This is a genomic window from Pseudomonas sp. DSP3-2-3, assembly GCF_049898225.1.
Classification (GTDB): Bacteria; Pseudomonadota; Gammaproteobacteria; order Pseudomonadales; family Pseudomonadaceae; genus Aquipseudomonas.
Window position 1 is genome coordinate 136,132 of sequence record NZ_JAFCXH010000006.1, and the last position, 20,419, is coordinate 156,550.

Sequence of the window (20,419 nt, forward strand, 5' to 3'; positions counted from 1 at the left end):
TACGACTTATGTGTGTTTTCCCACAAGGATTAAACCAATGTCCGAGCCAGTCAAGTTGCGTGCTCATACCCAGGCTCACTGCAAGGATTGCAGCCTGGCTCCCCTTTGCCTGCCACTTTCCTTGAACCTCGAAGACATGGATGCGCTTGACCAAATCGTCAAGCGTGGCCGCCCGCTGAAAAAAGGTGAATTCCTGTTCCGTCAGGGCGATACCTTTGTCTCGGTATACGCTGTACGTTCCGGCGCGCTGAAGACGTTCAACATCAGCGACAGCGGCGAAGAACAACTGACCGGTTTCCATCTGCCCAGCGAACTGGTGGGCATGTCCGGCATGGACTCAGAGGCTTACCCGGTATCGGCGCAAGCCCTGGAAACCACCTCAGTCTGTGAAATTCCGTTCGAACGCCTGGATGAGCTGTCGGTGCAATTGCCGCAGCTGCGTCGCCAGTTGATGCGGGTCATGAGTCGGGAGATTCGCGACGACCAGCAAATGATGCTGCTGTTGTCGAAGAAAACCGCCGATGAACGCATCGCGACTTTCCTCGTCAACCTGTCCGCCCGCTTCCGCGCACGGGGTTTCTCGGCCAACCAGTTCCGCCTGAGCATGTCGCGTAACGAAATTGGCAATCACCTTGGCCTGGCGGTGGAAACCGTGTCGCGGGTGTTCACGCGCTTCCAGCAAAACGAGCTGATTGCAGCCGAAGGCAAGGAAATCCAGATTCTGGATCCTATCCAGCTGTGCGCACTGGCTGGCGGCGCTATCGAAAGCTGAACAGACTGTGAGAGTGCGATCCAGAGCGGGCGGCTATAGACTAGGTGCGCTATTCACCCCTGCCCTGGATCACCTTCTATGACTGTCGACCCATTCTGCTTCAAATCCCTGATCCGCCCAGTTGTGGACTTCCCCAAGCCAGGCGTCATCTTCCGGGACATCACCCCGCTGTTCCAGTCGCCCAAAGCCACGCGCCTGATCATGGACAGTTTCGTCCAGCGCTACATCGACGCCGACTTCACGCACATCGGCGCAATGGACGCCCGGGGCTTTCTGATTGGCTCGATCATCGCCTATGAGCTGAACAAACCGCTGATCCTGTTCCGCAAGCAGGGCAAGCTGCCTGCTGACGTGTTGTCCGAAGCGTACCAGACCGAATATGGCCAGTCGTACCTGGAAGTTCACGCCGACAGCCTGTGTGAAGGCGATTCAGTGGTGATGTTCGATGACCTGATCGCGACGGGCGGCACCTTGATAGCAGCAGCCAACCTGATCCGCCGCATGGGCGCCAAGATCCATGAAGCCGCAGCGATTATCGACTTGCCGGAACTGGGCGGCTCGCAGCGCCTGCAAGCCATGCAGATCCCGACGTTTTGCCTGACCGAGTTCGGGTTGACGGAGTAATTCACCAACTGCGCACTGTGGGAGCGAGCTTGCTCGCGAAGAGGTGTTTAAATCCGGTCTCCATTTTGTGTTGAAAACCGCCTTCGCAAGCAAGCTTGCTCCCACAGGTATCAATCACTGTGCCCGAATTACAATGCGATCGGCTTACGCCCCGCAAACGAATGCGCCAACGTCCCGCCGTCCACCAGCTCCAGTTCGCCACCCAGCGGTACGCCGTGGGCGATGCGTGAGGTGATCAGGCCTTTGTTGGCCAGCAACTGCGCGATGTAATGCGCCGTGGCTTCGCCTTCCACCGTGGGGTTGGTGGCCAGAATGATCTCGGTGAAGGTGCCTTGTTCGGTGATGCGCGTCAGCAGTTGCGGAATGCCAATGGCTTCCGGCCCCAGGCCGTCGAGAGGCGAAAGGTGGCCTTTGAGCACGAAATAGCGTCCGCGATAGCCGGTCTGCTCCACCGCATACACATCCATCGGGCCTTCGACCACGCAGAGCAGCGTATCGTCGCGTCGCACATCCGCGCATTGCGGGCAAAGGTCGTCTTCGGTGAGCGTACGGCACAACCGGCAATGGCCGACGCCTTCCATCGCCTGGCTCAATGCCAGCGCCAGACGTGAGCCGCCGCTGCGGTCGCGCTCAAGCAGTTGCAGCGCCATGCGTTGCGCGGTCTTCTGGCCGACACCCGGCAAGGTGCGCAAGGCGTCGATCAACTGGCGAATCAGTGGGCTGAAGCTCATGGAGAAAGGTCCGACAAAAACACAAGACGCGGTTTATACCCGCGCCCTGTAGGCAGCGTCAATTCACGCGTTGGAAACCTTGATCACCAACTTGCCGAAGTTGCGACCTTCGAGCAAACCGATGAAGGCTTCCGGGGCCTGCTCCAGACCTTCCACCACGTCCTCGCGGAACTTCACCTTGCCGTCGGTCACCAGCGGCAGCATTTCGCTAATGAACTCGTCACGGCGATGGCCGTACGCCTCATAGACAATAAAACCCTGCACCAGAGCGCGCTTGGTCAGCAACGTACGCATCAGCAACGGCAGCTTGTTCTCGCCTTCTGCAACACCTTGCGCGTTGTACTGGGCAATCACGCCACAGAGCGGAATGCGCGCTCGCGGATTGAGCAACGGCAATACGGCATCAAAGACTTTGCCGCCGACCAGCTCGAAGTAGATATCAATGCCACTGCCACAGGCCTGCTTGAGTTCTTCAGCAAAATTCTCGCCTTTGTGGTCGATACAGGCATCGAAACCCAGCTCATCGACGACATAGCGGCACTTGTCGGCACCGCCCGCGATACCGACGACCCGCAAGCCCTGCAGTTTGGCCACCTGCCCCACCACCGAACCCACTGCACCGGATGCCGCTGCCACCACCAGGGTTTCCCCGGCTTTGGGCTTGCCGATGTCCATCAGCCCCATATACGCGGTCATGCCGGGCATGCCCAGCACGCCCACCGCCATCGATTCGCTGGGCAGGCCTTTGGGCACCGGTTGCAGCAGTGTGCCGTCGCTGATGCTGTGAGTCTGCCAGCCGGTCTGACCGACCACCAGGTCGCCCGGCTTGAAGTTCGGATTGCGTGACTGCTCGACGATGCTCACCGCGCCACCTTCCATCACGGCGTCGATTTCGACCGGATCAGCATAGGACGGCGCGTCGCTCATGCGCCCGCGCATGTACGGATCAAGTGACAGATACAGCGTGCGCAGTTGCACCTGACCGTCTTCCAGATCCGGCAATGCTTCGCGCTCAAGACGAAAGTTTTCCGGGGTTGGCGCGCCGTTCGGACGCGAGGCCAGAACGATGCGCTGGTTGAGGATTAATTCTTGGGTCATCGCAGGGACTCCTTGGTGATGATTTCCACGGGTATGCAGAGCAGACCGTCATGCAGGGCGCGCGTTCGGTCGGATTGACCTGCCCAAACCCGTTGCAGGTCGCGCAAAAACAAAAATGCCAGGCACTTGGCCTGGCATTTTCGACACGTTGCGTTCGATCAGAACGGCAGTTTCATGCCCGGCGGCAATTGCATGCCTGCGGTCATGCCCGCGGTTTTTTCCTGGCTGGCCTGTTCGATCTTGCGCACCGCGTCGTTGACAGCGGCGGCGATCAGATCTTCCAGCACTTCCTTGTCTTCCTGCATCAGGCTGTCATCCAGATTGATGCGCTTGACGTCATGACGACCGGTCATCACCACGCTTACCAGGCCTGCGCCTGATTGGCCGGTCACTTCGGCGTTGGCCAGTTCTTCCTGCATCTTGGCCATTTTTTCCTGCATCTGCTGTGCCTGCTTCATCAGGCCGGCCATGCCACCTTTCATCATGGGATATCTCCTCGCAAATCGATGTAGTTATCTGACGCGGCACATGTGTGCACCGCGCCGTCTGTTAAAGAGTCTGAGCCACCGGGGCATCTACAGGTTTAATCGTATCCTCCCGGATCACCGCGCCAAACTGTTGCAGCATCTGCTGGATGAACGGATCACCGTGGATCGACGCCTCGGCCTGCCGTTGACGCTCGCCACGCAGCCGGGAAGCGGCCTGCGCCGGGGTTTCCTGCTCAGGCTTGATCAACTCGACACGCAAGTTGATGGTCCGGCCGCTGTACTGATTCAACGCGTCGTTCAGACGACGATGCTGAGTCGGGTTGTACAGCGCGCTGTGCGCCGGGTCCAGATGCAGCAGCCAGTCGTCACCGTCCATCGCGATCAACGTACAGTTGGCGGCGATGCTGCCGGTCATGCCCGAAATCGGCAGCTTGAGGAACATCTGCAGCCATTCCAGCGCCAGACCGGTTGCCGGCATCAATGCCGGAGCGGGTTCTGCTTCGACCTCTTCGGCGACACTTTCGTGCGCCAGTTCATCGAGATAACTGTAGGACGCCGGATCGATATCCACATCCGGCTCGACATAATCGTCATCCGCCGGTGGTTCGTCGTCGCGGTCCATGGGCGCTGGCACGTAAGCGTGATCGCCGATGGGTTCCAGCATGACCGGCGCTTCCAAAACGGCCGGGCCGTACTCGGCGGCGATTTCTGGCAGCGCTGTTTCAAGTTCAGGCGCATCAGGCACCGGCGTTGCGGGTGCCGGAGTCGGCATCGGCGTCAGCTCGGGCTGCTCGGCCACGGTATCGAGCATCGGTTCCGGAACCGATTCCTGAACGGGGACCGGCTCGGCTTCCGGGTCGGCCTGAATCTCCGCCGCCAGCTCTACCGCTGGAGGCGATGCCTTGGGCTCGTTCCACGGCAGATCAACTTCTGGCGCGGGCGCAGCTTCGATCACTGCTGGAGCTGGCTTTGCAACCACAGGCTCAGGCACAGGCACTGGCTGAACGGCAGCAGAAGCGGTTATTACCGGTGCGACAACTGCCGCACCGGCCACTGTTGGTCGGGAATCAACTGTGGCCTGATTGATCCCCACTGACTTTAACGGCTGACTCGGCGCATCCGTGCTGTCCGCCGGCCGGAAGGCCAGCATGCGCAGCAGGACCATTTCAAAGCCGCCGCGTGGATCAGGCGCCAAAGGCAGATCGCGACGGCCGATCAAACCCATTTGGTAATAAAACTGCACATCTTCGGCGGGCAGCGCCTGGGCCAGCGCCAACACGCGATCGCGATCGCCGTGACCGTTATCGATCGCTTCCGGCAATGCCTGAGCGATGGCGACGCGGTGCAACACATTGAGGATTTCCGAGAGCACGCCATTCCAGTCCGGGCCCTGCTCGGAGAGATGGCGTACCGCCTCCAGCAAACTGCGCGCGTCGCCGTCGATCAATGCGGTCAAGACGTCGAACACCTGACCATGGTCCAGGGTACCGAGCATGGCGCGCACGTCGGTGGCCATGACTTTGCCTTCACCGAACGCAATCGCCTGATCGGTCAGGCTCATGGCATCGCGCATCGAACCATCGGCGGCGCGCCCCAGCAGCCAGAGTGCATCGTCTTCAAACGGTACGTTTTCCACGCTGAGCACGTGAGTCAGATGCTCGACCACGCGTTCAGGGGTCATGTTCTTCAGCGAGAACTGCAGGCAGCGCGACAGAATGGTCGCCGGCAGCTTTTGCGGGTCGGTGGTCGCCAGAATGAATTTGACGTACGGCGGCGGCTCTTCAAGGGTCTTGAGCAGCGCGTTGAACGAGTGACTGGAGAGCATGTGCACTTCATCGATCAGGTAGACCTTGAAGCGTCCGCGACTCGGCGCGTACTGCACGTTGTCCAGCAGTTCGCGGGTGTCCTCAACCTTGGTACGGCTCGCGGCGTCGATCTCGATCAGGTCGACAAAACGCCCCTCATCAATTTCCCGGCACACCGAACAGGTGCCACACGGCGTCGAGGTGATGCCGGTTTCGCAATTCAGGCATTTGGCAATAATCCGCGCTATGGTGGTTTTACCCACTCCGCGCGTGCCGGTGAACAGATAGGCGTGGTGCAGCCGCTGACTGTCCAGCGCATTGATCAGGGCCTTCAACACATGAGTCTGGCCGACCATTTCGCGAAACGAGCGCGGACGCCATTTACGTGCAAGAACCTGATAACTCATCGAAAACCGTCGCATCTGGGAAGCGGAAGACCGCTAATGCTAGCGGAGCAGGGGCAAAATTGCATCTGGTGTCATTTCTAATCTGTCTTTGCCATTCAAATGAATGTCACTTCAGCCGATAAGGCTCTTATCATCAGCCTCATATTGCTCACCCTGAGGGCTTCATGCGCGACCTGCTCTTGAGCGTTTTGCTGGTGATTTCCGGTTCCAGCTTCGCCGCTGAGACGCCCCTGCGCTTTTCTATCGCCGATAGCTGGTCAATGCCGTTGGTGAACATCGTCAATAATCAGCCCAACGACGGCATTCTTTTCGACATCATGCAGAGCCTCGCAGCGCAGGTGGGGCGCCGTGCCGAATATCACGTGCTACCCCGGCTGCGCATTCAGGCAGCGCTGGAGCGCGGCGAGGTCAATGTTCGCTGCTACGCGACGCAAGCCTGGACGCCGGGGCTTTCGGGGGATTACACCTGGAGCGTGCCGATCCTGATTCAGCGTGACGTACTGGTGGCCGCGAACCAAGACCGCAGCATCACCGGTCCCGCGCAGCTGGCTCCACGCCAAGTGATTGGTACAGTCCTGGGTTATCGCTATCCGGTGCTGCAGCCCTTCTTCGACCGGCAACAACTGATCCGCGAAGATGCCCGCAATCAGGATCAGGTCCTGAAGAAACTTGCCGTCGGACGCTATCAGTATGCAGTGGCGAGTCAACTGGCGCTGGACTGGTACAACCGCATCCATCCCGGCAACCCACCGCTGCGCACCGTGGCTCACCTCACCGAACAACCGGTGGGTTGCATCGTGCGTAACGATCCCGACATCCCGGTGCAACCGCTATTGCGCGTGCTGGTACGCATGTCGGTATCCGGCGAGCTGCAAAGGATTATCGATAAATACGCCGCGCCCCGGCCCAGAGCGGGCGCTTCGCTGTCGCAATAACGTCATAAAGCCCCGCTAGGCTCCTGCGAAACATCCTGCAACAATTTAGCAGCGAGCACGCATCAGCATGAGCGACCACCCGGACGACAACAACCAACCCGACGTCAGCAGACGGCGCTTCCTCGGCGGCGTAGCCGTGTTGGGCGCAAGCGCAACGCTTGGCAGCTATGTAAAAGCCGATGAGCATGTGACTGCACCGACGCTGGCCCCGCTTAGCGGCGCGGCGCTGGACAAGGCGTTGAGCGACAACGTGAAAACCGTGGTGGTGATCTACGCCGAGAATCGCAGCTTCAACAATCTGTTTGGCAATTTTCCGGGGGTGGAAAAGCCGCTGTCCGCGCTCAAACCCGAGGACTATCAGCAACGCGACCGCGACGGCTCGCTGCTGCAAAGCCTGCCGCCCGCCTGGGGCGGCGTGTTGCAGGTCGGGCCGCAGACCGTCGATGGCGTCACCTACCCGGTTGGCGGCCAATTCCAGGAAAACCTGCCCAATGCGCCCTACCCGCTCAAAGGGCTGGATGGCGAGGATTTGCCGTTCGGCCTGGTGACCAGAGATTTGTGGCATGTGTTCTATCAGAACCAGATGCAAATCAACGGCGGCAAAAATGACCGCTTCGTCGCCTGGGCCGATGCGGGCGGTTTGACCATGGGCCACTACGCGCAAAGCCAATATTCGTTGCGCCTGTGGGATGTCGCCAAGGAATTCGTGCTGTGCGACAACTTCTTTCAGGGTGCTTTCGGCGGTTCGTTCCTCAACCACCACTACTTGATTGCCGCCACCGCGCCGTTCTACCCGAACGCTGCAACCTCGGCGGCGAAATCGCAGATCGCGGCGCTGGAAAGCGACAACCCCCGTGACACACGGCTCAAACCGCTGGAAAAATCCCCCGCCAGTGCCATGACCGGGCCGCCGCAATTCGGCCCCAGCGCGCTGACACCGGACGGCTATGGGGTTAATACCCTGGCTCCGCCGTACTGGCCAACCTGGCTGCGCGATCCGGAAAAACCGGACTACTCCAAGCCGGACCTGCCCAACGTGCTGGTGCCACAGAGCCACGAACACATCGGCGACAAACTGAGTCGGAAAAACGTCGATTGGGCGTGGTACGCCGGTGCCTGGCAAGTCACCCTCGATCAGTTCAAGGATTCCACCGGCATCCCGAAGATTCCCAACTTTCAGTATCACCACCAGCCGTTCAATTATTTCGTTCAGCAAGGCCCGCAAAACCCGGCCGAGCGCAAAAAGCGCTTGCGCGATGGCGGGCTTGGAGATGAATCACGCAGCAATAAATTCCTCGCCGACGCCGAGGCCGGAAAATTGCCGGCGGTCACGTTCTACAAGCCGCAGGGCAATCTGAACATGCACGCCGGTTACGCCGACATCGCCGCCGGAGATCGCCACATCGACCGCGTCATCAAGGTACTGCGCAACAGCCCGCAATGGGAAAACATGGTGATCGTCATCACCGTGGATGAAAACGGCGGCTGGTGGGACCATGTCGCGCCGCCCCAAGGCGACCGCTGGGGACCGGGTTCCCGCGTGCCGGCGCTGGTGGTTTCGCCGTTCGCCCGCAAAGGCACGGTGGATCACACGGTGTACGACACCGCCTCGATCCTGCGTCTGATTACGCGCGTTCACGGCCTGGAAAAACTCAACGGCCTCCAGGAGCGGGACAACGCGATGATCGCGCGCGGCCAGGCGCCGATGGGCGATCTGACCAACGCGCTGCAATTTCCCACATAACTAGCTGACAACTCTGTCGGCTGCCGAGGCAGGCAGCCGACTTGTGCCCCAAGCCTCAAGCGTATTCCTTACAAGGTTCCAATAACCTTGCAAGGAATGCAGGCATGAACCCGGCAACAGCAACTAATCCGACCCCGACTTTCAAGGATCGCGACAGTACCGACCTGATCGTCGTCCACTGCTCCGCGACCAAAGCCACAGCCGATATCGGCGTGCGCGAAATCACTCAATGGCATATCCAGCGCGGCTTCGACACGGTGGGTTACCACTACGTTATCCGCCGCAACGGCGAACTGGAAACCGGCCGCCCGCAAAGCGCCATCGGTGCCCATGTACGCGGGCACAACAGCAACTCCATCGGCATTTGTCTGGCAGGCGGCGTGGATACCAACAACAAGCCCGAGAACAACTTCACCCCGACCCAATTCGTCACACTTGAGGCGCTGCTGCGCAGGCTCAAAAAGGGTTATCCGCAGGCGCGGATTCTTGGCCATCGCGACCTGTCACCCGACAAGAACGGCGACGGCAAAATCACCCCGAACGAGTTCATCAAGGCGTGTCCGTCGTTTGATGTGGGGCAGTCGTTCAAGGATCTGTAGATGCTTTGTTGCAGAGTCTGATGTCTGGTTATGCCAGTCCCTGTGGGAGAGGACTTGTCCTCGATCACGCCTCCCGGACAAGTCCGGTCCTACCGGACAACCGCGATGTGCCTGAACCACTGCTATCGAGGGCAAGTCCTCTCCCACAAAAGCCCTACTCCAACGGGACGCTATTTCAGGCCACGGAATTGGGGACAAGGGCCAGCAAATCCGTGGACCCGACATCGACGCCTGCTTGCGTGAGCAGCGTTGTTGCCTGCCCGCGATGGTGCGTCTGGTGATTGAAAAAGTGGATCAGCAGACCGTAGTAATTACGCTCGGCCTTGATCCCGGTTGTGTTGCTGTACGCCATGACCGTGTCCAGATCTGCTTCGGTCAGTGCAGCGGTCCATTCGGTAATCACCTGATCCAGCAACTGCCGCCGGGCCAGCAGTGCATCCAGCTCGACAAACAGCAACTGATTCAGCGCCTGCGGGTCTTCCAGATGCTTGATCGGCGCGAGGCTCGGGTGACCGGCCGGATGGCGGGCAAAGCGTTTGAGCCAGAGGGTATCGGCGACGATCAGATGATTCAGCGTGCCAAGGATCGAACCGAAAAATGCTTTGCGGTCAGCGCGCAGCTCGTCGCAGGAAAGCCCAGCCGCAGCCTGATAAACCTTGTCGTTCATCCAGCGGTTGTAGTCGGCCATCAGCTGCAAATGTTGGATTCGGTTCACGGCACAATTCCCATGGCAAAGTAGCTTTATGCGGGACGCTAGAGGGTCTGGACGAAACTGTCCATGGTATTGCCGAAAGTGACTAGCGGGGATACAACGAGAGGATTCGGGTGTTGCGAAGGGGCGTTATGGAGGCAACCCCACCAGCCACACCCCGGCACACAATGTTCCCGCTGTGGCTGCTTCCTTCCGGATCTGACCAGGTTCACGGGTAATCGTTGCGGGGGGACCGATGGGGTCACCATAACGACGCTCGCCTGTCGGCAAGCCGCGCCATTGTACCGGTCTCACACGAAGTTACAACCCGTTACCCGGATAAAAAACTCGATAGGGCTCAAGCACTTGTGTGACGGGGGCTGGACGGGTTGCGGGCAGCGCAATCGAAGCTTTATAGTCGCGCCGTCGCTGCTTATCAGCGATGGGGTGTGGAAGCCCGGCTGTTCGAAGAGTACAGAGGTCATACCAATCATCGGAATATGTTAAGGCGTCCGATGGCTGCGCTATGGCGGCTGTGCGCTGGGGCACCTTCGGGTGCGCCGGATTGCTCTTTGACCGGTCTTCCACACCCGCGCACAGCTGCCACCCACTCATGTGGAAGTGAGATTTCGGCAGCCTCACTAGCAAAGAGAGATCAGTTTAACCTGAGCGGGCCTTTCCACTAATTGCCATACTGCGCACCGCCTACATTTCCTGTCAGACGGTGCGTTTAATCAGTGATGAAAAATCAGGTTGTGAGTTATCAAACGCTGACCGAAGCTCAGCGAAAGCAGCTCGATCTGCTGGAGATCTTGCCCGAGCAGATTCCGTACTCGGGCGATATTTACTGCGCGTTGAATACGCTGCTGGTCCGCTCGACGGCTGATATTGAGGGATTCGTCCTGCTGGAGGATGACCAACCGGTGGGATTCTTCATGCTCAAACGCGGGGAGTTTCTACCGGCCTGGGCGACTCAGGGTTCGGCTACGCTGCACGCGCTGCAGATTGATCGACGCGTTCAAGGTAAAGGGCTGGGCAAGGTCTTTCTGCGAGGCCTGCCGGACGCCGTTCGAGCGAAGTGGCCGGATATCCAGCAAATAATGCTCTCGGTAGACGCCGATAATCTGCCCGCGCTGAATCTGTATCTCGGCCAGGGCTGGATCGATACCGGCGAAGCCTACAAAGGCCGGATCGGGTATGAGCGACGTTTGGTGCTGACCTTGTAGGAGCCAAGTTGTTGGATTGTGGGACCGGATTTATCCGGGAAAGGGCCGCTACGGTCGGCGCATTTTCGTCGTCAGAAATACCGCCTTCCCGGATAAATCCGGTCCCACACAGAGATTTCAGCAATCACTGCGCCTGCAACACCTCATCCGCCTTGCCGCCAAAATCCTGGATTACCAGATGGATGAAATGCAGCTTGGTAATCACCGTTGGTGACAAAACGAACGGATAGAAATCCGGTTGCCCCATGCTGCGTGACAGCTCGTTAAGCATGCCCGCCAGTTCGATCCAGGCATTGACGAACGACAGGAACACCGGGCCGCCGGGGTGCTGCGGGTCGTAGAGGGTGTCCAGCGGGAATGGCTGGTAATCCAGATCCATGTCGCGAGCACTCATGCCGAAACCCAACGCGGTGTCGACCGCATCCATCATGTGCAGGTAGTGCGCCCAGGTTTCCGCCCAGTCTTCCCACGGATGCATGGTGGCGTAGGCACTGACAAAGCTCTGCTGCCAGTCTGCTGGAGCGCCATGCTGGTAGTGCTGATCCAGAGCGTCGGCATAACTGGCGCGATCATCGCCGAACAGGTTACGAAAGCCGTCTTGCCAGTACGTGTCGGCGATCAGGCGATCCCAGTAGTAATGCCCGACTTCGTGTCGGAAATGTCCGAGCAAGGTCCGATAAGGTTCGTGCATCTGGACCCGAACCTTCTCCCGGTGATCGTCGTCCGCTTCCTTGATATCCAGCGTGATCAGGCCATTGGCATGGCCGGTGGTGGGCAGCTTGCCTTCCAGATCTACGCCGACGAAATCAAAGGCCAGGCCGCGCTCTTCGTCCCGGTTTTTCGGAATGACCTGCAAGCCCAGCGAGATCAGCTGCGCCACAAGGCGGCGCTTGGCGGTTTCGACCTTGCACCAGCGTTCGCCGTTTTCCGCTATCGACAGGTCAGGGATGGTCCGGTTAAGGCTGCACGCGATGCAGAATTCCCCGACGTTGTGCTCGGGAAACAGCCAGTTGCAGGCCGCCGGCGTGCTGAGGTTGGCGCAACGCCGATAGAGCCCGGCGCCCGGCTCGTCGCTCAAGCGCCAGGTGCGTTCTTCAGGACCCGGCTCCAGCGCGCTGAGGCGGCCTTGCTCCGGCAAATAGCCCAGCGCTGCGGAACAGGACAGGCACTGGGTATTGGGAAAGAAGATCGACTGCCCGCACTGGCACTGCCAGACCTTGCTGGCGCGTTTGGTTTCACTGACAAACGGCGCGGCAATGCGTGAACTGAGTTGCTCGAAAAAGCGGTACATGACGATCTCCTTGTAGGCGTGCAAGCACTAGATCATCGGCGTTTGCGGGGGTTCAATGATTTAGCGAAGCCTTGGCCTGTGGGACCGGCTTTAGCCGGGAAAGCCGTTTTTCCTGATACAGAGGCCCCTTTGAACGCACCGCCCTCTTCCCGGCTAAAGCCGGTCCCACAGAAAAGCGGTTCCACAGAGTGAACCGGCAGTCACGCCGACGCTCAATCCGCCTTGATGCCATGCTTGCCAAGGAAAGCCACAAACGCCTCTTCATCCAGCACCTTCAACCCCAGCTCATTGGCCTTGGTCAGCTTCGACCCGGCACCCGGCCCGGCGACTACCGTATGGGTCTTGGCGGAAACCGAGCCGGAGACTTTCGCGCCGAGGCTTTCGAGTTTCTCCTTGGCGATGTCACGGCTCATCAGCTCCAGCGAACCGGTCAGCACCCAGGTCTGCCCGGCCAGCGGCAAGCCTTCAACGACCTTCTTCTCGCTCTGCCAATGCATGCCGAAGTCTTCGAGCTGCGCTTCGATGGCCAGACCGCGCGCGGCGTTATCCGGCTTGTCGAAGAAGTCCCGCACGGCCTTGGCCTGTTTCTCGGGCAATGCCTGGCGCATGTCCAGCCAGTCAGCCTCGATCACCGCTTGCAGCGAACCGAACTTGTCAGCCAGTTTCTGCGCCGCACCGGGGCCGACTGCCGGGATATTCAGTTTGTCGATCAAGCCGCCGAGGGTCGCGCTGGCGGCGAACTCCGCGCCCAGTCCGCCTTGGTCCTGCAACTCCAGGCCGCGCTCACCCAGCAACGCGTCGATGACGTTGCGGTTGTGCTCGTCTTCGAAAAAGCTATGGATCTCGTGCGCCACTTCCAGGCCGACATCCGGCAGGTAAGTCAGGACTTCCGGCAACGCCTGCTTGACTCGCTCCAGCGACGCCAGCGAACGCGCCAGCACCTTGGCGGTCTCCTCGCCGACATCAGGAATGCCCAGCGCGTAGATGAAGCGCGCCAGAGTCGGGCGCTTGCTGTCTTCGATAGCCTTGAGCAGCTTGTTGCTGGAGATTTCCGCAAAGCCTTCCAGATCAACGATCTGCTCGAATTTCAGGCCATACAGGTCCGCCGGGGAACCGATGAGTTTTTCGTCGACCAATTGCTCGATGGTCTTGTCGCCCAGGCCTTCAATGTCCATCGCCCGTCGCGACACATAGTGAATGATCGCCTGCTTGAGCTGCGCGCCGCAGGCCAGACGACCCACGCAGCGATACACCGCGCCTTCGCTGACGGTTTCCTTGCCCTTGCTGCGCTTGATCAACTGCGTGCGTTCGACATGGGAACCGCACACCGGGCAGGTCTGGGGAATCTCCACGGCGCGAGCGTCTTCCGGGCGTCGCTCAAGCACCACTTGCACGACTTGCGGGATCACGTCGCCAGCACGGCGAATGATTACCGTGTCGCCAATCATCAGGCCCAAACGCGCGACTTCGTCCATGTTGTGCAAGGTGGCGTTGGCGACGGTTACGCCAGCGACCTTGACCGGTTTCAGACGCGCAACCGGCGTGACCGCGCCGGTACGACCGACCTGGAACTCGACGTCCAGCAGTTCAGTCAGTTCTTCCATGGCCGGGAATTTATGGGCAATGGCCCAGCGCGGCTCACGGGCGCGAAAACCCAGTTCGCGCTGGGAAGCCAGGCTGTTGACCTTGAACACCACACCGTCGATTTCATAGGTCAGCGACAAGCGACGCTCGCCGATGTCGTGGTAATACGCCAGGCATTCATCGATGCCGTTGGCCAGTTTCAGCTCGCGACTGACCGGCATGCCCCATTTTTTCAGTTGGTTGAGGTTACCGATGTGCGTGTCGGCGAACTCCTCGGAAACCTGACCGAGACCGTAAGCGCAGAATTCCAGCGGGCGATTGGCGGTGATCTTCGAATCCAGCTGGCGCAGGCTGCCAGCTGCGGCGTTACGCGGATTGGCGAACGTCTTGCCGCCCACTTCGAGCTGGCTGGCGTTGAGGCGCTCGAAGCCGGCCTTGGACATGAACACTTCGCCGCGCACTTCAAGCGTCTGCGGCCAGCCGCTGCCGTGCAACTTGAGCGGGATATTGCGCACGGTGCGCACGTTGACGCTGATGTCTTCGCCCGTGGTGCCATCACCGCGGGTTGCGCCACGCACCAGCGCGCCGTCGCGATACAACAGGCTGACCGCCAGGCCGTCGAGCTTCGGCTCGCAGCTGTATTGCACCGACTGCTTGTCTGCAGGCAAATCGAGGCCTTCGGTGACACGGCGGTCGAACTCGCGCATGTCGTTTTCTTCGAAGGCGTTGCCCAGACTGAGCATCGGCACTTCATGACGCACTTGAGTAAACGCCGAAAGCGCCGCGCTGCCGACCCGCTGGGTGGGCGAATCCGGGGTGACCAGATGCGGATTCTCCGCTTCCAGGGCCTTGAGCTCGTGGAACAGCCGGTCGTATTCCACGTCCGGAATGCTCGGCTCGTCGAGCACGTGGTAGCGGTAGTTGTGTTGGTCCAGCTCTGCACGCAGTTCCAGGATTCGGGTTTCGGCGGCTTTCATTCGGTGTTCTCTCAAAAAGCAAAAGAGCAGCCTGGGCTGCTCAAATGGTGTTGCGGCTCAAGCATCAATTCCTGTGGGAGCCGAGCTTGCTCGCGATGGGTTCAGACAATACGGTCCGTCAGGCGGACCGCATTCGCGAGCAAGCTCGCTCCCACAGGTGATTCACCTCAGCCTCAATCAACGACGCTGGGTCAATGCGCGGCGTTCGAACTCGACGATGCGCTGACGGTAATGCTCGATGGTCTGCGCGGTCATGACGCTACGCTGGTCGTCTTTCAGTTCACCGTTGAGTTCATGAGCCAGCTTGCGAGCGGCAGCGACCATGAGATCAAACGCCTGCTTCGGATGACGTGGGCCCGGCAAGCCGAGGAAGAAGCTCACGGCGCGGGTGCTGAAATGGTCGATATCGTCCAGATCGAAAATACCCGGCTTGACCGCGTTGGCCATGGAAAACAGCACTTCGCCGTTACCCGCCATGCTTTCGTGACGATGGAAAATGTCCATCTCGCCAAAACGCAGGCCGCTTTCCAGAATGTTCTGCAACAAGGCCGGACCTTTGAAGCCGCTTTCATCGCGGGAAATCACGCTGATCACCAGCACTTCTTCCACCGGTGGCAAATCCTTGTCTTCGGTGATGCGCTGCTTGGGTTTGTCGTCCGGGAACTCGTCGTCGCGCCCGGTAAACAGGCTCGGGCCGTCCAGGTCGAGGTTCAGGTCGCCCTGCTGCGGTTCGTCCTTGCGCTTGTTGCTGCGTTTGTTGTCACGCGGGCTGGCGCTCATCGACGGCAGGTCGTGCTCGTCAAGTTGCGGTTCCTTGTGAGTATCCAGCACACGCGGCGGCCCGAGCACCTCGGCGGACGACGTTTCATCGTCATCCGGCAGGTTGGAAAAGCTCCGGTCGAGCCTGAATTTCAATTTACCTTTGCCGCCGCGCATACGGCGCCAGCCATCGAAAAGAATACCGGCAATGACAATAATGCCGATGACGATCAGCCACTCGCGCAGACCGATTTCCATGTAATCCCGTGCCTCTAATAAAGAATGCTGAAAATAAGGGCCTAAACCCCTTTAAAACGTGGTGCCAAGTCTATGTTCTGACTGGCAATTTGCCCACGCGAAAAGAAAAAGTGGACATTAAGCTAGCACGACCAAAGGCAACTTTACACCGTCTGATACATCTGGTTTGCGCCAGAAGCGATATCTACCGCACAGACCTCTGCATTACGCGCTATCAAAGCGCCATTTTTGCGCCTCGGACGGTCCGGAAATCAGGCATCCACCAACGCCATCGCCTCCTCCACATCCACCGCCACCAGCCGCGAACAGCCCGGCTCGTGCATCGTCACTCCCATCAATTGATCAGCCATTTCCATGGCGATCTTGTTGTGGGTGATGTAAATGAACTGCACTGTCTGGGACATCTCCTTAACCAGTCTGGCATAACGTCCGACGTTGGCATCGTCCAGTGGTGCATCCACTTCGTCGAGCATGCAGAACGGTGCCGGGTTGAGTTTGAAAATCGCAAAAACCAGCGCCAACGCGGTCAAGGCCTTCTCGCCACCGGACAACAAATGAATGGTGCTGTTCTTCTTGCCTGGGGGACGCGCCATGATTGTCACCCCTGTATCGAGTAAATCTTCGCCCGTCAGTTCCAAATAAGCAGAGCCTCCACCGAAAACTTTCGGGAAAAGTGCCTGAATTCCGCTGTTTATCTGATCGAAGGTCTCTTTGAAGCGGTTACGGGTTTCCTTGTCGATCTTGCGAATGACGTTTTCCAGCGTATCCAGCGCTTCCACCAGATCGGCGTTTTGTGCGTCCAGATAGCGTTTGCGTTCGGACTGCTGCTGGTACTCATCAATCGCCGCGAGGTTGATCGCGCCCAGACGCTGAATCCGCGCAATGATGCGTTCCAGTTCTTCTTCAGCGTCTTTTTCACTGGCTTGTGGCGTGAGCGTCGCGAGTACGCCGTGCAAGTCGTAACCGTCTTCGAGCAATTGATCCTGCAAGGTTTTGCGCCGCACCGTGAGCGACTGCCATTCCATGCGTTGCTGTTCCAGCTGGCCGCGCAGTAATTGCGATTGCTGTTCGGCCTGGGTCCGACGTTTTTCGGCGTCGCGCAATTCCCGGTCGGCGTCTTCCAGGGCGATTTTCGCGGTACGCATTTCGTCGTCGACGACCATGCGCCGTTCGAGCAGCTCTTCAAGCTTGAGCCGCAGCTCTTCCAGAGGCGCTTCGCCCTCCTCCAGATTCAGATTCAGTTGCTCGCGCTTTTCGGTCAGGCGCTCGGATTGCATTTCCAGCCGCTCCAGCGCCTGGCGCGTGGAGTCGTGCTGTGCCCGCAACGAACCCAGACGCACGGCCAGCTGATGGGCGTGATCCTTGTGCTGCCGGGCTTCCTGACGGACTCGATCCAGACGCTCACGCAAGCTGTCACGCTGGGCCTGAAGCAGCTCGCGCTGTTCGGTATCCAGCGCCATGGCGTCCAGCGCATCCTGCAAGTGCAGGCGCGACTCGCCGAGGCTTTCGTGTTCGATGGCGCGCTGCTCGCCCAGTTCAGCCAGCTCTTCGTCCAGACGTGTGCGGCGCAAGGTCAGCTGCTCGACCTTGGCTTTGGCCGCCGACAGCTGCGCAGTGAGTTCGCTCTGTTGCCGGGTTTCGTCCTGCACACGGCGGCGCAGCTGTTCCCGGGCTTCTTCCTGCAACGACTGCTGTTCGCGCAAGGTCAGCAATTGTTCTTCAAGGGCCGCCAGCGTCGCCTCGCGCTCGTCGCGCTCCAGGCCCAGACGCTGCAATTCCTGACCACGGGCCAGTACGCCGCTTTGCGCTTCACTGGCGCGCCGAACCCGCAGGAAATGCCGGCCGACCCAATAACCGTCGCGACTGATCAGGCTTTGCCCGGCTGCAAGCTGCGCGCGCTGGGCCAAGGCGTCGTCCAGGGTTTCGACAGGTTTGACCTGCCCAAGCCAGATCGACAGGTCCATGGCGCTGTCGACTTTTTCCAGCAGGCTGCCGGGGATGCGCACGGCATCGGCCGAAGGATTGACCAGACGCAAGTCGCCTTGCTGAAAACCGGCCAGATCAAGCCCGTCGAAGTCATCGACCAGGACCGCCTGCAAATCGGCGCCGAGCACGGTTTCCACCGCCAGCTCCCAGCCCGCCTCGACCTGCAAACCTTCAGCCAGACGCGGGCGCTCGGCCAGATCGTGTTCGCGCAGCCATTCGGCGGTGCCGGTGTCCGGGTCGAGCGCTGCCTGTTGCAAGGCTTCCAGCGATGCCAATCGACCATTGAGACGTTGCAATTCGCCTTGGGCTTGTTGCTGGGCCTGATTGGCCTGTTGCAGTTCACTGCGCAGCTGTTCGACACGTTCGACGGCCTGTTCTTCGCCGATGTGCAGCGCTTCGAGGGTCATTTCCCGAGTGGCGAGGTCTTCACTGAGTTCCAGAATCACCGCATCTTCAGGCGCGGCGGCCAGCAACTGACGCTCTTCGCCCAATCGACGCTGACGTTCGCCCAGGCGTTCCATGCTTTGTTCCAGCTGCTGGATGCGCGATTGCTGCACTTCGGCCTGACGCCTGGGTTCGGCAGAGCGTTGGTTGAACGTTTCCCATTGCTCCTGCCAGCCGTGCATCACGGTTTCTGCGTCTTCCAGAGAAGCCGCGGATTCCTCGGCGGCGGCGCTGGTCATTTCCTGCTCGGGCTCAAGCATTTCCAGCTCTTCGCCCAAGGTTGCCAGCAGCGTGCGGTCGTGGCCCAGATGCGATTCGGTTTCCAGCCGCGCGCGCTCGGCCTCACGCAGATCGTCCTGCAATTGGCGCAAGCGCTGCTGGCCGTGCTGAATGCTCTGCTCGATGCGCGCGATGTCGCCGCCCACCGAATAAAAGCGTCCCTGCACCAGATTGAATCGCTCGGACAGGTCGTGGTGCCCGTCTCGAAGGCGCTCAATGCTCGCGTCGGCGCTGCGCTGGTCGGCGACCAAGGCTTCAAAACCCACTTCCTGATTGCCGATCACGGCTTCGCGCTGGCCGACCTGATCGTTCAACGCCTGCCAGCGCAAGGCCGACAGCTGAGCCTTGAGCTGGCGCTCTTCGCCTTTGTATTCCTGATACTTCTCGGCGGCCTGGGCCTGGCGATGCAAGCGTTCGAGCTGACGCTCCAGCTCTTCGCGCAGGTCAGTCAGGCGAGCGAGGTTTTCGTGGGTACGACGGATGCGGTTTTCAGTTTCGCGGCGACGCTCCTTGTACTTGGAGATGCCGGCCGCTTCTTCGATGAAATTACGCAGGTCTTCGGGCTTGGCTTCGATCAGCTTGGAGATCATGCCCTGCTCGATGATCGAGTAGCTACGCGGCCCAAGGCCGGTGCCGAGGAAGATGTCGGTGATGTCCCGGCGACGGCACTTGGTGCCGTTGAGGTAATAACTGTTCTGGCTGTCGCGGGTCACTTTGCGGCGAATGGAAATTTCCGCATAACTGGCGTATTCGCCCACCAGCGTGCCGTCGGAGTTATCGAACACCAGCTCGATGCTCGCCTGGCTGACCGGTTTGCGGGTCGTGGATCCGTTGAAGATGACATCGGTCATCGATTCGCCGCGCAGGTTCTTGGCCGAGCTTTCGCCCATGACCCAGCGCACGGCGTCGATGATGTTGGATTTGCCGCAGCCGTTAGGGCCGACGACTGCCGCCATGTTGCTGGGGAAGTTCACCGTGGTGGGGTCGACGAAGGATTTGAACCCCGCCAGCTTGATGCACTTCAGGCGCATGGGGTCAGCTCGCTCCCAGCGCCGACAGCACCAATTGGCAACTGCGCTGGCCGTAGCGGGTCAGCACGACGCGAATCTGCACGGCATCACGGGCCACAACGGCATCCAGCAACTGCGCGAACAGCGTCAGGTATTCGTTCATGTCGGCCTTGCGCTGCTCCAGCGCCAGGTAATAGCTGCGGCTCATGGAAGGCTGCAGATTCTCGACGGTTTCCTGCAGATACGGGTTGTCGGCGAACGGGAACGCGGCGCGCATGACATTGAAGCTGTCTTCGACGAAGGTCTTCACATCCCCGCGCTCGAAACTGGCAATCAGGCGCTGCTGGATTTGCAGGAACGGCGCGAGATCGGCCGGCTCCTGCCAGCGTTCCGCCACCGCCAGGGCGAGCAGAATGTACAACTCGCTCATCAGCGTGCAGAGGCTCTGCACGTTATGCGCGTTGAGTTCGGTCACCTGCGCGCCACGGCGTGGCAGGATCGCCACCAGATGGCGGCGTTCGAGAATCAGCAGTGCTTCGCGCACCGAGCCACGGCTGACGTTCAACGCCAGCGTGACTTTTTGTTCCTGGATGCGCTCCCCGGGCTTGAGTTCGCCACGGATGATGCGCTCGGCAAGATGATGAGCGATTTGCTCGGCGAGGCTATCCGGCGCCTTGAACGTCATGACTATCCTAAATACTTGTTAAAACC

At 59.8% G+C, this 20,419-nt stretch carries 16 protein-coding genes and 1 other RNA gene; 6 read left to right on the forward strand and 11 right to left on the reverse strand.

Going from position 1 to position 20,419, the window contains the following annotated elements; all coding sequences use genetic code 11:
• Positions 1–37 precede the first annotated feature (37 nt).
• Together fnr and ACP7E4_RS09530 are read left to right on the forward strand one after the other, a co-directional pair.
• The gene (gene fnr / locus ACP7E4_RS09525) at positions 38–772 is read left to right on the forward strand and encodes a fumarate/nitrate reduction transcriptional regulator Fnr (RefSeq protein ID WP_426113296.1); all 735 of its coding nucleotides are present in this window, start codon (positions 38–40) and stop codon (positions 770–772) included.
• A gap of 78 nt (positions 773–850) precedes the next feature.
• A complete protein-coding gene (locus tag ACP7E4_RS09530) occupies positions 851–1,396 on the forward strand; it encodes an adenine phosphoribosyltransferase (RefSeq protein WP_426113294.1) in 546 nt (181 codons plus the stop codon).
• A gap of 128 nt (positions 1,397–1,524) precedes the next feature.
• On the opposite strand, the gene recR is transcribed toward ACP7E4_RS09530, so the two are convergent.
• The 4 genes from recR to dnaX form a co-directional block, all read right to left on the reverse strand.
• Positions 1,525–2,127 carry a recombination mediator RecR gene (recR, locus tag ACP7E4_RS09535; protein ID WP_426113292.1) on the reverse strand — a complete coding sequence of 201 codons (603 nt, stop codon included), beginning with the start codon at positions 2,125–2,127 and terminating at the stop codon, positions 1,525–1,527.
• A 63-nt stretch (positions 2,128–2,190) separates the two neighbouring features.
• Positions 2,191–3,225: an NADP-dependent oxidoreductase gene (locus ACP7E4_RS09540; protein ID WP_426113290.1), complete on the reverse strand. Its 1,035-nt coding sequence runs from the start codon at positions 3,223–3,225 to the stop codon at positions 2,191–2,193.
• A gap of 158 nt (positions 3,226–3,383) precedes the next feature.
• On the reverse strand, positions 3,384–3,710 hold the full coding sequence (locus tag ACP7E4_RS09545) for a YbaB/EbfC family nucleoid-associated protein (protein WP_020292807.1): 327 nt from the start codon (positions 3,708–3,710) through the stop codon (positions 3,384–3,386).
• 64 nt (positions 3,711–3,774) lie between these two features.
• Positions 3,775–5,925 carry a DNA polymerase III subunit gamma/tau gene (gene dnaX, locus ACP7E4_RS09550; protein ID WP_426113287.1) on the reverse strand — a complete coding sequence of 717 codons (2,151 nt, stop codon included), beginning with the start codon at positions 5,923–5,925 and terminating at the stop codon, positions 3,775–3,777.
• A gap of 164 nt (positions 5,926–6,089) precedes the next feature.
• Here dnaX and ACP7E4_RS09555 point away from each other — a divergent pair, with 164 nt between their 5' ends.
• The 3 genes from ACP7E4_RS09555 to ACP7E4_RS09565 all read left to right on the forward strand — a co-directional run bounded on the left by ACP7E4_RS09555 (position 6,090) and on the right by ACP7E4_RS09565 (position 9,203).
• Positions 6,090–6,860, forward strand: a complete 771-nt coding sequence (locus ACP7E4_RS09555) for a substrate-binding periplasmic protein (protein WP_426113285.1) — start codon at positions 6,090–6,092, stop codon at positions 6,858–6,860.
• A gap of 67 nt (positions 6,861–6,927) precedes the next feature.
• Positions 6,928–8,604, forward strand: a complete 1,677-nt coding sequence (gene acpA, locus ACP7E4_RS09560) for an acid phosphatase (RefSeq protein ID WP_426113283.1) — start codon at positions 6,928–6,930, stop codon at positions 8,602–8,604.
• A 104-nt stretch (positions 8,605–8,708) separates the two neighbouring features.
• The gene (locus tag ACP7E4_RS09565; protein WP_426113281.1) at positions 8,709–9,203 is read left to right on the forward strand and encodes an N-acetylmuramoyl-L-alanine amidase; all 495 of its coding nucleotides are present in this window, start codon (positions 8,709–8,711) and stop codon (positions 9,201–9,203) included.
• A gap of 175 nt (positions 9,204–9,378) precedes the next feature.
• Here ACP7E4_RS09565 and ACP7E4_RS09570 read toward each other — a convergent pair whose 3' ends face one another.
• Both ACP7E4_RS09570 and ffs read right to left on the reverse strand, forming a co-directional pair.
• Positions 9,379–9,918, reverse strand: a complete 540-nt coding sequence (locus tag ACP7E4_RS09570; protein ID WP_426113279.1) for a DinB family protein — start codon at positions 9,916–9,918, stop codon at positions 9,379–9,381.
• A gap of 138 nt (positions 9,919–10,056) precedes the next feature.
• Positions 10,057–10,153: signal recognition particle sRNA small type (ffs, locus tag ACP7E4_RS09575), an RNA gene on the reverse strand.
• A gap of 481 nt (positions 10,154–10,634) precedes the next feature.
• On the opposite strand from ffs, the gene ACP7E4_RS09580 reads away from it, so the two are divergent.
• Positions 10,635–11,120: a GNAT family N-acetyltransferase gene (locus ACP7E4_RS09580; protein ID WP_426113277.1), complete on the forward strand. Its 486-nt coding sequence runs from the start codon at positions 10,635–10,637 to the stop codon at positions 11,118–11,120.
• A gap of 124 nt (positions 11,121–11,244) precedes the next feature.
• Here the strand turns inward: ACP7E4_RS09580 and ACP7E4_RS09585 are convergent, their stop codons facing one another.
• The 5 genes from ACP7E4_RS09585 to ACP7E4_RS09605 all read right to left on the reverse strand — a co-directional run bounded on the left by ACP7E4_RS09585 (position 11,245) and on the right by ACP7E4_RS09605 (position 20,393).
• On the reverse strand, positions 11,245–12,411 hold the full coding sequence (locus ACP7E4_RS09585; RefSeq protein ID WP_426113275.1) for a zinc-binding metallopeptidase family protein: 1,167 nt from the start codon (positions 12,409–12,411) through the stop codon (positions 11,245–11,247).
• A 212-nt stretch (positions 12,412–12,623) separates the two neighbouring features.
• A complete protein-coding gene (gene ligA, locus ACP7E4_RS09590; RefSeq protein WP_426113273.1) occupies positions 12,624–14,972 on the reverse strand; it encodes an NAD-dependent DNA ligase LigA in 2,349 nt (782 codons plus the stop codon).
• A 177-nt stretch (positions 14,973–15,149) separates the two neighbouring features.
• Positions 15,150–15,989, reverse strand: coding sequence for a cell division protein ZipA (gene zipA, locus ACP7E4_RS09595; RefSeq protein WP_426113271.1), 840 nt, complete (start codon positions 15,987–15,989; stop codon positions 15,150–15,152).
• 251 nt (positions 15,990–16,240) lie between these two features.
• On the reverse strand, positions 16,241–19,729 hold the full coding sequence (smc, locus tag ACP7E4_RS09600; RefSeq protein ID WP_426113269.1) for a chromosome segregation protein SMC: 3,489 nt from the start codon (positions 19,727–19,729) through the stop codon (positions 16,241–16,243).
• Between the two features lie 4 nt (positions 19,730–19,733).
• Complete coding sequence (locus ACP7E4_RS09605) at positions 19,734–20,393, reverse strand: GntR family transcriptional regulator (protein WP_426113267.1); 660 nt, start codon at positions 20,391–20,393, stop codon at positions 19,734–19,736.
• Between the last annotated feature and the right edge of the window lie 26 nt (positions 20,394–20,419).

Bases quoted from the DNA above. Each gene is read 5' to 3' on its own strand.
- fnr (WP_426113296.1), top strand. From the start codon at position 38: ATGTCCGAGCCAGTCAAGTTGCGTGCTCATACCCAGGCTCACTGCAAG.
- ACP7E4_RS09530 (WP_426113294.1), top strand. From the start codon at position 851: ATGACTGTCGACCCATTCTGCTTCAAATCCCTGATCCGCCCAGTTGTG.
- recR (WP_426113292.1), bottom strand. From the start codon at position 2,127: ATGAGCTTCAGCCCACTGATTCGCCAGTTGATCGACGCCTTGCGCACC.
- ACP7E4_RS09540 (WP_426113290.1), bottom strand. From the start codon at position 3,225: ATGACCCAAGAATTAATCCTCAACCAGCGCATCGTTCTGGCCTCGCGT.
- ACP7E4_RS09545 (WP_020292807.1), bottom strand. From the start codon at position 3,710: ATGATGAAAGGTGGCATGGCCGGCCTGATGAAGCAGGCACAGCAGATG.
- dnaX (WP_426113287.1), bottom strand. From the start codon at position 5,925: ATGAGTTATCAGGTTCTTGCACGTAAATGGCGTCCGCGCTCGTTTCGC.
- ACP7E4_RS09555 (WP_426113285.1), top strand. From the start codon at position 6,090: ATGCGCGACCTGCTCTTGAGCGTTTTGCTGGTGATTTCCGGTTCCAGC.
- acpA (WP_426113283.1), top strand. From the start codon at position 6,928: ATGAGCGACCACCCGGACGACAACAACCAACCCGACGTCAGCAGACGG.
- ACP7E4_RS09565 (WP_426113281.1), top strand. From the start codon at position 8,709: ATGAACCCGGCAACAGCAACTAATCCGACCCCGACTTTCAAGGATCGC.
- ACP7E4_RS09580 (WP_426113277.1), top strand. From the start codon at position 10,635: ATGAAAAATCAGGTTGTGAGTTATCAAACGCTGACCGAAGCTCAGCGA.
- ACP7E4_RS09585 (WP_426113275.1), bottom strand. From the start codon at position 12,411: ATGTACCGCTTTTTCGAGCAACTCAGTTCACGCATTGCCGCGCCGTTT.
- ligA (WP_426113273.1), bottom strand. From the start codon at position 14,972: ATGAAAGCCGCCGAAACCCGAATCCTGGAACTGCGTGCAGAGCTGGAC.
- zipA (WP_426113271.1), bottom strand. From the start codon at position 15,989: ATGGAAATCGGTCTGCGCGAGTGGCTGATCGTCATCGGCATTATTGTC.
- smc (WP_426113269.1), bottom strand. From the start codon at position 19,729: ATGCGCCTGAAGTGCATCAAGCTGGCGGGGTTCAAATCCTTCGTCGAC.
- ACP7E4_RS09605 (WP_426113267.1), bottom strand. From the start codon at position 20,393: ATGACGTTCAAGGCGCCGGATAGCCTCGCCGAGCAAATCGCTCATCAT.